A 15617-nucleotide genomic window follows, 5' to 3' on the forward strand; every position below is an offset into this window, starting at 1 on the left:
CAGGTGTAAGCCGCTTTTTTTATTTCATTTATTTAACTTTAGTCTGCCATGTTATGGTAAACCGCCTGTACATCGTCGTCTTCCTCCAGCTTATCAATAAGCTTGAAAACATCAGCAGCCTGCTCTTCGGAGATTGGCGTGGTAGATAAAGCTACACGCTCCAGTTTGGCACTCTTCATTTCAACACCTAGGTCTTCAAGCGACTTCTGCATTTTACCGAAGTCTTCGAATGCGGTCTGAACAACTGCAATATCATTTCCTTCTTCGTCAGATTCCAGGTAGAGTTCCTCAAGTCCGGCATCGATCAATTCAAATTCCAGTTCTTCAAGATCGCGATCACCTGGTATAAATCTGAAGATTGATTTACGGTTAAAGATAAAATCCAGGGAACCTGTTTTACCAAGGGTACCGCCGGTCTTATTGAAATAACTACGAACGTTGGCTACGGTTCTGTTGGTATTGTCGGTAGCAGTTTCTATCAGGATGGCTACACCATGTTGTGCATAACCTTCATATACGTGTTCTTCGTATCCGTTCTCATCCTTATTTGATGCACGTTTGATGGCAGCGTCGACGCGATCTTTCGGCATGTTCACCGCTTTCGCATTCTGAACGGCCGTACGCAGTCGGGAGTTGGTATCAGGGTTTGGGCCGCCATCTTTAACAGCCATTACGATCTCTTTACCTATACGTGTAAACTGGACAGCCATTTTTGCCCAGCGTTTAAATTTTCTTTCTTTTCTAAATTCAAATGCTCTTCCCATTGTATTTTGTTGAAGGGGTTACCTTATTTGTTTTTTAAATTGTCTAACATATCCGAGGTCATCTTTGCCAGATCAAACTGTGGTTTCCATGCCCAATCTTTGGTGGCGAAGGAATCATCGATAGAACTTGGCCAGCTGTTGGCGATAAGTTGGCGCGGATCATTGTTGGTGTAAGTTAGCTCAAAATCCGGAATATGCTTTTTAATTTCCGAGGCGAGCACCTCTGGGGTAAAACTTACACCTGCGAAGTTATAACTAGATCTGATGCTGATGTATTGTGCGGGTGCATCCATTAATTCAATTGTACCACGGATTGCGTCATCCATATACATCATTGGCAGCTCGGTGTCCGCATCCAGGAAGGACGCGTAACTGCTTTTTTTCAAAGCATCATGGAAAATATGGATGGCATAGTCTGTGGTGCCTCCACCTGGTGCAGCTTTCCAGCTGATCAGTCCTGGGTAGCGGATGCTTCTAACGTCAAGCCCGTATTTCTGGTTATAGTATTCGCACCATCTTTCACCTGCCAGCTTACTGATACCGTAAACGGTGTTTGGGTCCATGACACAATATTGTGGGGTATTGTTCTTTGGTGAATTCGGACCGAATACAGCGATAGAACTCGGCCAGTAGACTTTGGCAGTTTTGTAAGTCAAAGCAAGCTCAAGCACATTTAACAAGCCGTTCATGTTCAGGTCCCAGGCAAGTTTTGGATTTTGTTCGCCGGTTGCGGATAATAATGCTGCTAAAAGATAAACTTGCGTTGGTTTATACTTCTGGAAGATGGTATTTAAGGTATCTTTTTCCAGAACATTGACGAACTCAAAAGGACCTGAATTTTTGATGTCATAGTCTGGGCGGCGGATATCGCACGCGATTACATAATCCTCGCCGTAAATTTTTCTAAGAGCGGTAACAAGTTCGGTACCTATCTGCCCGTTGGAGCCTAAAACAAGTATTTTCTCACGCATTAAATTAAAGTTTTGGCAAAGGTAAAAAAAGCAGTGAAACCTGCGCAAAATGTTTGGTTTTGTCAAGGGAAGTACCAGCTATTGCACAACACCAACAAAAAAGGGCTAACAACCTGAAGTTATTAGCCCTTATTCAGCTTTTATAAATATTAATAACCTGGATTTTGCACCAGATTCTGATTGGTCAATTGGTTGTTTGGAATTGGGAACAGCAAGTATTTCGGATCATCAACTGTTTTTTCCTGTGTAGGTGTCAGATACTCGCCAAAACGGATGAGGTCTTGTCGTCTCACACCCTCCCAAAAGAATTCCCTTCCACGCTCGTCTAAAAGATTCTGCAGCGTTAGGCTCGTAAATGCTGTAGCCCCACGTACTGCTCTCAAACTGTTTACAATGGTCAAGGCTGGTCCGTTTTGTGAAGTTCTCAGTAATGCTTCAGCTTTCATCAGCAGTACATCCGCATAACGGAAATATACCCAGTCATTTTCGGACACTCCGGTTGCCAGGTTGGCATAGTCGATTGGATATTTAATTACCCGAATCCCAGCAACCTCAAGGTGGTTGGGATCTCTTTCGATTATACTTACTTCAGGGGTAAAAATCAGGTTATTACCCCTTCTGTCCTTCAGCAAGGTTCCGGTTTGGTTAACCTGCTGGCCAACTAAAAACCCAACTTTCACTCCACTAACATTGGTAACTCCAGGGTAGTCTCCACCTCTGCGCTGATCGTTAGCTTCGAATTTGTTATAAAATCCGGATAGCGTAGAAAATCCATTGTTTCCACCAGGGCTTTGACTATAATGTAGTCCGGCTATCCAGGTGCTGTTTACACCACCCGCACTTGCCCCACCAATATTCTGCGCAGTAAAGATATTCTCCTTGGATAGCGCATCATTGTTCGGGGCAAAATTATCAAAGTAGTTTGCAGATAAAGTGTATTTACCCGAATTGATGATTTGATCGGCAAGGGTAATCACCTGGTTCATGTCCGCAGCGTCAAAAGTTGGCGTTTGGCGGTTTAGAAACGCGCCCTTATTCAGGTAGCATTTCATTAGCAACACCCGGGCTGCGTCCTTATTGGCGACATGAACAGGTCCATCCGGAAGATTCGGAAGGATTTCGTTCAACTCTGCGACGATAAAGTCCCAGGCCTCTGCTGCCGGGCGAACCCTTGATGGCTCCGTAACTTCTTCTCCAGGATCACGGTAAGGCACCTGACCCCATCCATCAAGAATAGAGAATTGTGCCATTGCCCGAAGAAAGCGTGCTTCAGCTTCCTGTACAGGTGTGGGACTGAATTGCAAAAGGTTGGTCGCCGCATAAGTGACACTATTTAAATCACGGAAAACACTGGATATCCGCGGATGATCTGCAGACCATCTATGTAAGTGTAATGCCCGCCAAGCGCCATTATCATCCCAGTCACCTGCTCGCGTCGGTGCAATGGCTTCATCTGTTGGAAACTCCTGCAAGGCCCACCAACCGTAGGTACCTTGATAGGGACTACGCATTGAGGTATAGGCTGCATCTAATAATGATGGAACGTTGCCTGCACCTAAATCAGCATTACCCACTTGTCCATTTAATTTTTCGTCCAGTTTGGTGCAGCCCGTCGCAAAAAGCGCGACAGCGACAAAAGCTGCTATATATTTATTCTTCATGTTCTTTAAATTTTATTATAGTGAAAAGTTTACCCCAAAGTTGAAAGTTCTTGCCGTTGGATAAGAAATGTACTCGATACCTGCTGATGGAACACCATTAACATTCTTGTCGACATTCACCTCCGGATCAAAACCTTTGAACTTGGTGATTACAAATAAGTTCTGGCCGTTCACAAAGATGTTTAGGGCTTTGATGGACTTGCCCACATTTCCAATGTTGTAGTTGATGGTTGCGTTTGCAAGTTTTAGATAGTCGCCCTTTTCCAGGTAACGGGAGGAAGCAGCAATTGGGTTTGCCAACGACTCCTGAATTGGGGAGTTTAACAAACCACTTGCGATGTTCTTGCCAGTGCCAAGGTTGGAAAGCGGTAGTACCGAGTTTGCAGTGTTGTTATACAGGTCTTGACCGAGCGATCCGTTAAAGTTTGCCGTTAAGCTTAAATTCTTATAGCGGAAGTTTGTGGTTAATCCCAGTATCACTTTAGGGTTCGGATTACCTACATAATAATAGGTATAACCTTCGTCAGTATACGTCGAAAAACCATTTGCATCAAGTCCATTGAATTCTCTGGTTACGAATGCAAAAAGCGGAAGCCCACTCTGGATGACCTGAACAGTAACGTCGCTTAAACCTTGTCCGCTTAAAGCACCGGTATTGATGAGACCAGTATTTTGATTCTTCACGGTGTTATTCATGAAGGTTGCGTTTCCACCCAATGACCATGAAATATCTTCTTTCTCAATGATACTTCCAGACAATGCAACTTCTAAACCTTTATTGATGATCTCTGCTGGCAGGTTGGTCCAGGTAATGGAAGCTCCAGGGGTAGAAGGATAGAACGGTGTACGAGGGAACAACAAGTCAGTGGTCTTTTTATGGAAGTAATCAATGGAACCGCTCAGCTTGTTATTAAATAGTCCGAAATCAGCGCCAAGATTGATCTGTGTATCTGACTGCCATTTCAGGAACCTGTTGGCATTGTTTACCCCTGCTGTGGATGGCCCACCGGTGTAAGTTAAATTGTATCGTTGCAAAGCTGCACCTGATGGGAATTCCTGATTTCCAGTCAGACCATAACCAGCCCTGATCTTCAATTGGTTTAGCCAGGCAACATCTGTCAGAAAACTTTCATTCTTGATGTTCCATGCTGCTGCAAACGACGGGAAGTATCCATACCGGTTTTCAGATCCGAATTTGGTCGAACCATCCGCACGGAAGGTTGCTGTTAAAAGGTATTTATCTGCGTAATTAAAAATAGCTCTTGCAAAAAACGACTGCAACTGCGTGGTTGGATCATTGAACGAGCTAAGACTGCGGTTTGCCGGGGTGGTCGCCTGCATCACGTCAGTATAATCAGCATCAAGGTCGCCAAATCCTCTGGCAGTGCTTACAAGACCTTTATTAATATAGTTCGTATACTCATAACCAAGGACAGCGTTCAAGTTCAATTTTGAAGCAATCTCCTTATTGAAGTTTAAGGTGTTTGTAAATTGCTGTGTAACCAGTTCACTATTGGCATAACTTGCAAAACCGCCGAGGAAGTTCGGTAGATCTGCTTCAATGCCGGGAAGGTTCAGGTAACTTCTGGTGGATGCTCTTCTAATACCTGTACTGTAGTTGATACTGGCTAGCATTCGATATTCTAAAAAGTCTGTGATCTTATAGTATGGAGACACCGATCCCAGAATTGTAGAAACCTTTGACTTGTCGCTAGAAGCTTCTGACATTGCAAGTGGATTCACAATGGATGACCGGGGTTCAATAAACAATGAACCATCAGGGTTGCGGAATGCCCGGGTAGGATTCCAGGATAGTGCCTGACTGATTAAACTGCCTCTGAATCCTGCATCCGTGGTGATCGGTGCAATATTTTCCAGATACTGGCTGGTCACCAAGTTAATGTCCATGCCAAGTTTTTTGCTGTCGAGGAATTTAAAATTGCCATTTACCGCGGCACTATATTTTTTGAAATCGGTTTTCTTGATAATACCTTGCTGATCCTGGTAGCCGAAAGATGCCCGGTAAGTATTGTCCTGATTACCGCCACTCACAGCTAAAGAGTAGTTTTGGTTGTAAGCGCTACGGGTAATTTCATCCATAGCATTCACGTTTGCACCAAAGTCAAACTGGCTCACGCCATATCTGTTTAATGCTGCACGATACGCATCTCCATCAAGAACATCAATTTCTCTGGCCATGTTGCTTACGCCGGCTGATGCGGAAACATCAACTTTGGAGGCGCCAGTCTGACCACGTTTGGTTGTGATTAATACGACACCATATGCCGCACGTGAACCGTAGATTGCTGTTGCAGAAGCATCCTTTAAGACTTCCATGCTGGCAATATCAGCAGGGTTGATAAAGTTCAATGGATTTCCTCCGGGTACATTTCCTACTCCACCGCTTGCAGAAGGACGTGCGGAGCGGTTATCGAGCGCAACACCATCTACAACGTAGAGTGGCTGACCAGAACCGGTGATGGCGGTATTACCACGGATACGAACGGTAGTAGAACCCCCGGGCTGACCACTGTTGTTTATCATCTGAACCCCGGCAACTTTACCCTGGATCAACTGGTCGGGTGCGTTCAAGGGACCCTTGTTGAAGTCTTTGGCAGAAACCGTGGTTGCTGCACCGGTGAGATCGCTCTTTCGAACGGAACCATAGCCAACGACAGTTACCACATCAAGCTCGGTCGAGCCAGCAAGGGCTACGTCAATGGTAGTTCTGTTGTTGATTGGTAAGGTCTGGGTTTCCAGTCCGACGAAACTGAAGGCTAGTTGGGTGACATTTGCCGGCACCGTGATGGCAAAACGACCACTTGCATCGGTTAGCACTTTGACGGTTGCACCGACAGCAGACACGGTGGCACCTGGGAGTGCATTGTTTTCATTATCCCGGACAGTACCGCGAATTACAGTTTGCGCAAATGCTGCTGCATTAACAAACAGCAACAGAAAGCAGCATAGGATAAGTTTTTGAAACTTTGAGAAACGAGGGACATTGTAAAAAACGCCTCGGTTCCCTGGAGGTAGAGCTCTGTTCATAATGTTTTATTTGGTTGGTTAATAATATTAGAGTCAGTTAAAAAATCATCATATAAGAGCAAAAAACATGAAGAGATTCTCTACTAACTTTAGTATCAACAATATACGCTTTAAACCTAATTTACAATAGTTATTCAACGAAATGTCGAGGCATTTTCACGCTATGTTCACGAAATTTCACACTCGGTAAAAATTTTGTTAGAATGTGTTGGTAGATTGACTGAATATTAGTTATGTTTAAACATTGTATTAAGCGATAGATAACTGATTTTCTAACCTTTAAATTTTAGCATATGTAGGAACCCCCTTTTCTAACCAAATTAATTCACCAACTAACCAAATATTTTATGTTTAAAAATTTACTAAGTTCTAAAAGAAAGATCTTTCTTTTACTTACTTGCATGCTCCTGTCTTTAGGATTGCATGCACAGGTCAGAATCACCGGTAGAGTTACCAGCAGTGACGATCAGTCACCGATTCCCGGCGCTTCCATTAAAATCAAAAATTCCGCACAAGGTACCATGACCGATGGAAATGGAGCATTTGCTATACAGGCAAGTCCATCCGACGTGCTCGTTATTTCTTTCGTTGGTTATCAATCAACGGAGGTCACCGTAGGTAGCCGTACCACGGTTAACGTCACTTTGAGACAAGAAGACAATAACCTGAACGAAATTGTTGTAACTGGTTATACCGCTCAACGTAAAAAGGATCTAACAGGTTCTGTTGCCGTTGTGGACGTTGCACAATTAAAGTCACAACCAGCAGCCAGTGCCGTTGAAGCTTTACAAGGTAAAGCATCCGGTGTTCAGATCGTTGTTGACGGTGCACCAGGTTCTACGCCACAAATTCGGGTAAGGGGTGTGACTACCATTAACAACAATGATCCACTTTATGTTGTTGACGGTGTTCCTTACGAAGGAAAACTCAGCTGGTTAAACCAGAATGACATTGAAAGCATGCAGGTGTTAAAAGACGCATCCTCCGCATCTATCTATGGTGCCAGAGCGAACAATGGGGTCGTGATCATCACCACTAAAAAAGGTGTTCAAGGTCCACCAAGAATTACTTTTGACACTTATTACGGTTTACAGGCACCGAGAAAGAGTTCTTTCCCGGAGATGATGAACCCTCAACAATATGCAGAGTATGTTTTCGCAACATTCCGTAATGCGGGGCAAACGCCAACAGGAAATAACTATGGTAATGGTGCAACACCTGTATTGCCAGAGTATCTTCTTGCTGGCAGTAAATCTGGCCAGGAAGTGACTCCTGCTGATGCTGATCCTGCAAAATACAGTAATAATCCAAATACTTGGTATCAAATTACAAGAGCAAACCAAGCGGGAACTAATTGGTTTGAAGAAATTACAGAAGTTGCGCCGATCCAAAATTATCAGCTTGCAGCTTCTGGTGGTGGTGAAAACTCTACCTACAGTTTTTCTTCCGGCTATTTAAATCAGGAAGGTACGATTAAGTACACTGGCTTCAAACGCTATAACGTTCGTGCAAACACCTCTGTATCTGCACTAGATAAAAGATTGCGTTTTGGTGAAAACCTGCAATACAGCTATACCGAAGGCGTGGGTCTAGGTGTTAACGCCAATACTTCTGGTGAATACCAGGATGAAGGTAGTCCAATTGGATGGGCATACCGCATTCCAACGATCATCCCGGTTTACGACATCATGGGTAATTATGCTGGTAGTAAAGGTAGCCAGTTGGGTAATGCTGAAAACCCGCTTGCTGTACTTTACCGTGGTAAAGACAACTTGAACAAAAGCAATTTCTTTTTCGGAAATGCATTTGCTGAGTTGGACATTGTAAAGGGGCTAACTGCTAAAACAAGCTTTGGTTTACGTTACGAAAACTACAACGGTATTAGCATGCGCTATCCAAACCTTGAATTCTCTGAAGGTAATAACTCCAATAACTTGAACGAATTCCAAGGTTATACCACAGAATGGACTTGGACAAACACCTTAACTTATGCCACTACCATTGCAGAAAAGCACAGAATCAACTTGTTGGCAGGTACTGAAGCCATCCGTTCCAGAAACAGACAACTGAATGGCGGTCGTAATGATTTCTTTTTACTTGGTGATATGGACTACTATTACTTAAATGTAGGTTCATCAAACATCAGCAATGCAAGTTCCGGAAGTGTGGGCTCTTTGTACTCGTTATTTGGTCGTGCAGATTACGCTTTCAACGATCGTTATTTAGCAAGTGTGACTATTCGTCGTGACGGATCATCAAACTTCGGTGAAGAAAATAAATACGGTTATTTCCCTGCAGCAAGTATCGCATGGCGTTTATCTGAGGAAAGCTTCCTGAAAGATAAAGTAACCTGGCTTCAAGACTTGAAATTCCGTGCAGGTTACGGTGGTACCGGTAACCAAAGAATTCCGGTTAACCAGTACGTAAACCGCTTCCAATCTTCGATCTCGAGTGCTGCTTACGGCTTCGGCGGCGGAAATGCAGTAACGACCGGACTATGGCAACAAGATTATGCGAATCCTTCTATCAAATGGGAATCCTTAAGATCGCTTAACATTGGTGTGGACTTTACTTTGTTTGATTCCGCTATTGATGGATCTTTTGACTGGTATGATAAAAAGACCAGTGATATGCTTTATCCGGTACCATTGCCGTCTACGGCCGTTGGTCTAGGAAGTTCACCTTATGTTAACGTGGGTGATATGAGCAATAAAGGTATCGAGCTTTCCTTAAACTATCACTATGGAAGAAATGCAGACAATCCATTTAAGTTTGATTTAGGTGTTAACTTTTCTAGAAACGTTAACAAAATTGTAACGCTTGCCCCAGGAATTGCTCAACAGCCTTACGGTAGCTTTAGAAGCTTAACAACTAGTATCCTTCAGGAAGGTCAACCATTTGGTGCATTCTATGGCTACCAGGTTGCTGGAATTTTCCAGAATGATGCTGATATCGCCGGTAGTCCAGCTTACAGCGGTGCTCGTGTTGGTGGATTTAAATACCAAGATATCAATGGCGATGGCATCATCGATCCAAAGGACAGAACCATCATTGGTAATCCTAACCCGGATTTTTATTATTCATTTAGCTTAAACGCTTCATACAAGAACTTCGATATCGCCATGTTCTTCAATGGCGTACAAGGAAACGACTTGTATGACGCAAACCGGTACTTCACCGACTTTTCAACATTCGCAGGTGCTAGAAGTACGCGTCTGTTAAATGCCTGGAGTCCGACCAACACTTCTAGTCTAATTCCTTCCCCGTATAATAATGCTGCAGAAATTGAATATGCTTCTTCCAGCTATTATGTGCAGAACGGCAGTTTCTTCCGTATGAAGAACTTGCAAATTGGCTATTCATTACCGGCACAAAAAGTATTTGGACCTAGAATCGGAATAAACAAACTTCGTATTTACGCAAGTGCAACTAACCTATTCACCATTACAGATTATACCGGCCTGGATCCAGAGGTAAGTCAGGAATCAAGTACATTCTCTGCACCAGGTATTGACCGTGGTATTTATCCGAACTCACGTCAATTCTTATTGGGCTTAAGTGTAGGTTTTTAATGATTAAATAGAAACAGTTATGAAAAAGATTAATTATATATTATTAGCGGTGATGCTCTCTACTGCGACGATAAGTTGTAAGAAAGAGTTCCTAGATAAAAAGCCGCAGGGCCAGTTGAACGTCGATCAGATTACAAGTATTGATGGCGTTGAAGGTTTACTAACTGGAGCTTACGGCTTGTTAAACGGAAACGTGAATGGCACCTGGGGTAACTACGCAGCTGGACCAAGCCAATGGTTATTGGGAGAGGTAACATCAGACAACGCGCATAAAGGTAGCGATAACGGTGACCAACCAAACATGAATGCCCTTGAAAGGCATGCGCCGACCAGCACGAATGACAACTTAGCAAACCTTTGGGAAAGATATTACGAGGGCATTGCACGTTGTAACAATACACTTCGTGTGTTGGCCTTGCTACAATCATCCTCTAATGGAGTTAAGTTTTCGGATGCCAGAGCTACTGAAGTACAAGCAGAAGCAAGATTATTGCGGGCGCATTATTATTTTTACCTGGTTCGTGCATTCAAAAACGTTCCGTTGATTACGGAGGCGACCACCGAACCAGCTGTTGACAATACCGCAGATGTTTATCCTGCAATTGTTTCAGACTTAACTTTTGCAGTTCAAAACCTTGGCGTGACCAACTCGAAAGGACAAGTTGGACGTATGAACAAGACCATTGCACAAGCTTATCTTGGTAAAGTTTATTTGTATCAGAAACAATATGCTGAGGCTTTGCCTTTATTCAATGAAGTGATCACTTCAAAACCTGATTTGGTGGATATGCCATTTAAGGACAACTTTGATATTACCAAAGAAAACGGTCCGGAAGCAATCTTTGCAGTTCAACATTCTGTTAACGGTGACGGTACTGGAGGAGATAACGGAAACGTAGGTGACATGTTAAATTATCCTTACGGCGGTACAGCGAAAACAACCTGCTGTGGGTTCTTCCAACCTTCGATTGACCTTGCAAGTTCATACAAAGTGAATGCGGCTGGTCTTCCATTTTTGGATAATACCTACAGAAATGCACCATTCAAATCTGATTTCGGCCTAAGTGCTACTGAAAAAGCAGCGTATCAACTAGAGCGCTCACTGACGGTAGATCCACGTATGGATTATACTATGGGAAGAAGAGGCGTACCCTATCGTGATTGGGGAATTATGGAAGGTGACACCTGGATTCGTGAAGCATCAACGGGTGGTCCATTTGTACCGTACAAAAACTCCATTGAATTCGCACAATTTACAAGTGGAACAGCGCCTGGAGCAACAAACGTGAACGGATTGAACGTGAACGTGATTCGTCTGGCAGACGTTTACCTGATGGCTGCGGAATGTGAAGTGGAGTTAGGCAATCTTGGACGGGCCTTGACACTTGTAAATGCCGTTAGAGCTCGTGCAGCAAAACTTCCTGTTGCCACGGACAAAGTTGTTGGGGGAACTCCTGCAGCAACCTACCGTGTTAACCCATATCCTTCTTTCCCGGATGCAACTTACGCAAGAAACGCTGTCAGGTTTGAAAGAAGACTTGAATTGGCCATGGAAGGTCATCGGTTCTATGATCTGGTACGTTGGGGTATCCTTAAGCAAACACTTGACAGCTACTTCAATTTCGAAGGCAATTATCTCTCTACTTTAAAAGGAGTAACGATTGACCCAGCTGATGAGTATTTCCCAATTCCTCAGGATCAGTTAGATAGAAGTAACGGTATTCTGAAACAGAATCCTGGTTATTAAAATCATAATCCTGGATCAAAAGAGGCTGGATCACACTGATTCAGCCTCTTTTGCGTTTACACGATTTTTGAAGTTGTCCAGAATACCTGGAGTTTGGCGACCAGTCAGCAGTAAAACCGAGACTATTATAATAGCTTTTACAAAATCCAAGATCATGACACAGCCGCTATGTGTAATGTGTGCATACTGCACAAAACGCGTAACAAATACATTATAGAGTAAAAATTAATGTTTAGGTATTAGGCATTCCAAATAAATTTTTCTCTATTTTAGATTTTGTAAGAAATTGAATCCTTTAACAACTAAATATAAACCACATGAATAGAAGAGACGCAGTTAAAAGTTTCGCCTTTTTAATGGGAGGCGCATTATCTGCTACAACTATTGGCGTATTCCTTGAAGGATGCCAGCCTTCGAAAAATTCTTCGGAAAATTTATTTTCAGCAGATCAGGAGAAAATGCTCGCTGAGTTAGCTGACACCATCATTCCTACTACAAAAACTCCTGGTGCTAAAGCTGCTGGTGTGGGACCTTTTATTTCACTGATGATGAAAGATTGCTATCCTGAAGAGGCACAAAAGGCATTCGTTGAAGGACTTGAGGAGTTGGAGAAAGAATCAAAAGATAAATTCAAAAATTCTTTTGTGAGCCTGACGCCTGAACAACGCACAGAAATTCTAGGTAAATTCAGAGAAGAAACCATCGCTGCGCAGAAAAAAGATAAAGAAGAGGCGACCAAACTTCAGGAGAAAGAAGCTGCAGAGCTTGAAAAGAAACCGGAAAAAGAAAGAGCTGGAAATCCAATGGCTGCTAAAAAACCAGCAACCAAACATTACTTCTTCGCGATTGCCCGTGACCTGACCATCCTTGGCTACTTTACCTCTGAGATCGGCGCAACACAAGCTTACGAATACATTGATATTCCAGGCAGATATGACGGTTGTGTGGATATGAAACCAGGTCAAAGAGTTTACGCATAATTTTTAATAGAAATGAACTTAAATACAAAAGCTACAGCACAAAATACCTATGATGCCATCGTAATCGGTTCGGGAATCAGTGGCGGTTGGGCTGCAAAAGAATTAACAGAAAAAGGTTTAAAAGTACTTTTACTGGAACGCGGAAGAAATATAGAACACATCAAGGACTATACTACGGCAATGAAAAAGCCATGGGAATTTGAGCACCGCGGCCGCCTGACAGAAGAACAAAAAAGAACACACCCCGTGCAAATGCGGGATTATCCATATCAGGAATTTAACGAAAGTTTCTGGGTTAATGACTTAGACTGCCCTTATACCGAGGTAAAACGTTTTGACTGGTACAGAGGTTTTCATGTTGGTGGAAAGTCACTGATGTGGGGCCGTCAGAGCTACCGTTTCAGCGACATTAACTTCGAAGATAACTTAAAGGATGGTCATGGAAATGACTGGCCGATTCGTTATAAGGACCTGGAAAAATGGTATGACTACACGGAGCGTTTTGCCGGTATCAGTGGACAAAATGAAAACTGGCCTGCGCTTCCGGACGGGCAGTTCCTGCCTCCAATGGAGATGAACTGTGTAGAAAAGTCCGTTAAAAAACGTATTGAGGATCACTACAAAAGAGAAAGAATCTTAACGATTGGCCGTACTGCAAACCTTACAGTTCCTCATAAAGGACGTGGAAAATGTCAGTATCGTAACCTATGTAGCAGAGGCTGTCCTTTTGGTGCTTACTTCAGTACTCAATCTTCTACCCTACCGGCTGCTGTTGCAACCGGAAACCTGACCTTACGTCCTTACTCATTGGTGAGCCACATCATCCATGATAAAGAGACCAAGAAAGCTAAAGGTGTGATGGTGATTGATTCCGAGACTAACGAAAACATGGAATTCTTTGCAAAGATTGTGTTTGTAAACGGATCAACATTAGGTACTACCCATATTCTTTTAAACTCCACTTCAGACGAACATCCTAATGGACTGGGCAATGCTAGTGGTGAGCTTGGACACAATTTAATGGACCACCACTTCCGTTGCGGTGCATCTGGTATTGCGGAAGGTTTTGATGATAAATACACTTACGGCAGAAGAGCAAATGGTATCTACGTGCCTCGCTACCAAAACATGGGTAACGACAAACGTGATTACCTAAGAGGCTTCGGTTATCAGGGTGGTGCGAGCCGCACCGGCTGGCACCAGGATGTTGCTGAACTTGCATTTGGTGGTGATTTTAAAGACCAGATGACTGTTCCAGGTGTTTGGCAGATGGGCCTTGGTGGTTTCGGAGAAGCATTACCGTACCACGATAACAAGGTTACACTTGACAAAACCAAGAAAGATAAATGGGGCTTACCTGTTCTGGCCATCGACTGTACTTTCAGAGAAAACGAAACCAAAATGCGTGAAGCAATGAAAAATGATGCTGCTGAGATGCTTGAAGCTGCCGGTTTGAAAAACATTGTTACTTATGACAATGGTTCTACTCCAGGTATGGCAATCCATGAGCAGGGTACTGCAAGGATGGGTAATGATCCAAAGACTTCTGTATTGAATAAATGGAACCAAATGCATGAGGTTAGCAATGTATTCGTGACTGACGGTGCTTGTATGCCTTCGATTGGTTGTCAGAATCCATCATTAACATTCATGGCACTTACCGCCAGAGCAGCTGATTATGCTGTTTCCGAACTTAAAAAGGGAAATCTATAATGGCAGAAAAGAAAATAAGAATGGGAATGGTTGGCGGTGGCAAGGATGCCTTTATTGGTGCCGTTCACCGTATAGCTGCAAACATGGACGGATTAATTGAATTGTGCTGCGGTGCATTCAGTTCTAATCCCGAAAAGGCAAAAGCTTCCGGCCGTGCCCTTTTTATAGAAGATAATAGAAACTACGGCAGTTATGCCGAAATGTTTGAAGCAGAAAGTCAGCTTCCTGCAGATCAACGGATGCAATTTGTGAGTATTGTTACGCCTAACTTTGCACATTTTGAGCCTGCGATGTTGGCACTGGAATCGGGATTTCATGTCTTGATCGATAAGCCGATGACGCTAACACTGGAAGAAGCAAAGAAATTGCATTCAAAAGCTACAGAAACCGGATTATTGGTGTGTTTAACGCACACCTACTCTGGTTATCCGATGGTGAAACAGGCAAGACAGATGGTGAAAGCCGGTGAACTTGGGCGCATCAGAAAAGTTTGTGTCGAGTATCCGCAAGGCTGGTTGAGCCTGCCTTCTGAAAATGAAGGTAACAAGCAGGCTTCATGGCGTACTGACCCATCAAAAAGCGGCATCAGCGGCTGCATGGGAGACATTGGTACGCATGCTGCACAACTGGCAGAGTATATATCAAACCAAAAGATCTCACATATGTGTGCAGATCTAAACATTGTCGTTGACGGACGTGCCTTAGATGACGATGGAAATATTCTGCTGAAGTTTGATAATGGCGCAAATGGAATCTTGATGGCTTCTCAAATTGCAGCCGGCGAAGAAAATGCCTTGTCTATAAAGGTATATGGAGAGAAAGGCGGCTTGGAATGGCATCAGGAAGAGCCTAATACCTTGAAGCTTAAATGGCTTGATGCGCCAGCACAGATCTACAGAACAGGGCATGATTACCTAAGTTCATACGCTAAGCACAACACCAGAACACCATCAGGCCATCCGGAAGGGTATCTTGAAGCTTTTGCGAATATCTACCGCAATTTTGTGAGTACGATAGATAAGGTAAGCGCTGGTGAAACACCTTCGGAGGAGATGCTGGACTTCCCGACTTCGGAAGATGGTGTACGCGGAATGGCATTTATTGAGCATGTAGTCGCTTCAGGTAAATCAGACCAGAAGTGGTATGAATTTAAAATTTAAA

The 15617-nt window shown here is 43.4% G+C and carries 9 protein-coding genes; 5 read left to right on the top strand and 4 right to left on the bottom strand.

The window, feature by feature from the left end:
* Window positions 1-38 precede the first annotated feature (38 nt).
* From ACTHQF_RS15950 to ACTHQF_RS15965, 4 genes are all read right to left on the bottom strand, one after another.
* The gene (locus ACTHQF_RS15950; protein WP_440431730.1) at window positions 39-764 is read right to left on the bottom strand and encodes a YebC/PmpR family DNA-binding transcriptional regulator; all 726 of its coding nucleotides are present in this window, start codon (window positions 762-764) and stop codon (window positions 39-41) included.
* Window positions 765-787: 23 nt separating this feature from the next.
* Complete coding sequence (locus tag ACTHQF_RS15955) at window positions 788-1735, bottom strand: NAD-dependent epimerase/dehydratase family protein (RefSeq protein ID WP_440431732.1); 948 nt, start codon at window positions 1733-1735, stop codon at window positions 788-790.
* A gap of 149 nt (window positions 1736-1884) precedes the next feature.
* The gene (locus tag ACTHQF_RS15960) at window positions 1885-3396 is read right to left on the bottom strand and encodes a RagB/SusD family nutrient uptake outer membrane protein (protein WP_440431734.1); all 1512 of its coding nucleotides are present in this window, start codon (window positions 3394-3396) and stop codon (window positions 1885-1887) included.
* 15 nt (window positions 3397-3411) lie between these two features.
* Window positions 3412-6444: a SusC/RagA family TonB-linked outer membrane protein gene (locus ACTHQF_RS15965; protein WP_440431736.1), complete on the bottom strand. Its 3033-nt coding sequence runs from the start codon at window positions 6442-6444 to the stop codon at window positions 3412-3414.
* Between the two features lie 347 nt (window positions 6445-6791).
* Here ACTHQF_RS15965 and ACTHQF_RS15970 point away from each other — a divergent pair, with 347 nt between their 5' ends.
* The 5 genes from ACTHQF_RS15970 (at window position 6792) to ACTHQF_RS15990 (ending at window position 15616) form a co-directional block, all read left to right on the top strand.
* Window positions 6792-10016, top strand: coding sequence for a SusC/RagA family TonB-linked outer membrane protein (locus ACTHQF_RS15970; RefSeq protein ID WP_440431738.1), 3225 nt, complete (start codon window positions 6792-6794; stop codon window positions 10014-10016).
* 19 nt (window positions 10017-10035) lie between these two features.
* On the top strand, window positions 10036-11763 hold the full coding sequence (locus ACTHQF_RS15975; RefSeq protein WP_440431740.1) for a RagB/SusD family nutrient uptake outer membrane protein: 1728 nt from the start codon (window positions 10036-10038) through the stop codon (window positions 11761-11763).
* 317 nt (window positions 11764-12080) lie between these two features.
* Complete coding sequence (locus ACTHQF_RS15980; RefSeq protein WP_440431742.1) at window positions 12081-12743, top strand: gluconate 2-dehydrogenase subunit 3 family protein; 663 nt, start codon at window positions 12081-12083, stop codon at window positions 12741-12743.
* A gap of 12 nt (window positions 12744-12755) precedes the next feature.
* Window positions 12756-14456 carry a GMC oxidoreductase gene (locus ACTHQF_RS15985; protein WP_440431744.1) on the top strand — a complete coding sequence of 567 codons (1701 nt, stop codon included), beginning with the start codon at window positions 12756-12758 and terminating at the stop codon, window positions 14454-14456.
* The gene (locus ACTHQF_RS15990) at window positions 14456-15616 is read left to right on the top strand and encodes a Gfo/Idh/MocA family protein (RefSeq protein WP_440431746.1); all 1161 of its coding nucleotides are present in this window, start codon (window positions 14456-14458) and stop codon (window positions 15614-15616) included. The genes ACTHQF_RS15985 and ACTHQF_RS15990 overlap by 1 nt, the downstream gene beginning before the upstream one ends.
* Window position 15617: the final 1 nt, after the last annotated feature.

Source organism: Pedobacter sp. SAFR-022 (assembly GCF_051965375.1).
GTDB lineage: Bacteria > Bacteroidota > Bacteroidia > Sphingobacteriales > Sphingobacteriaceae > Pedobacter.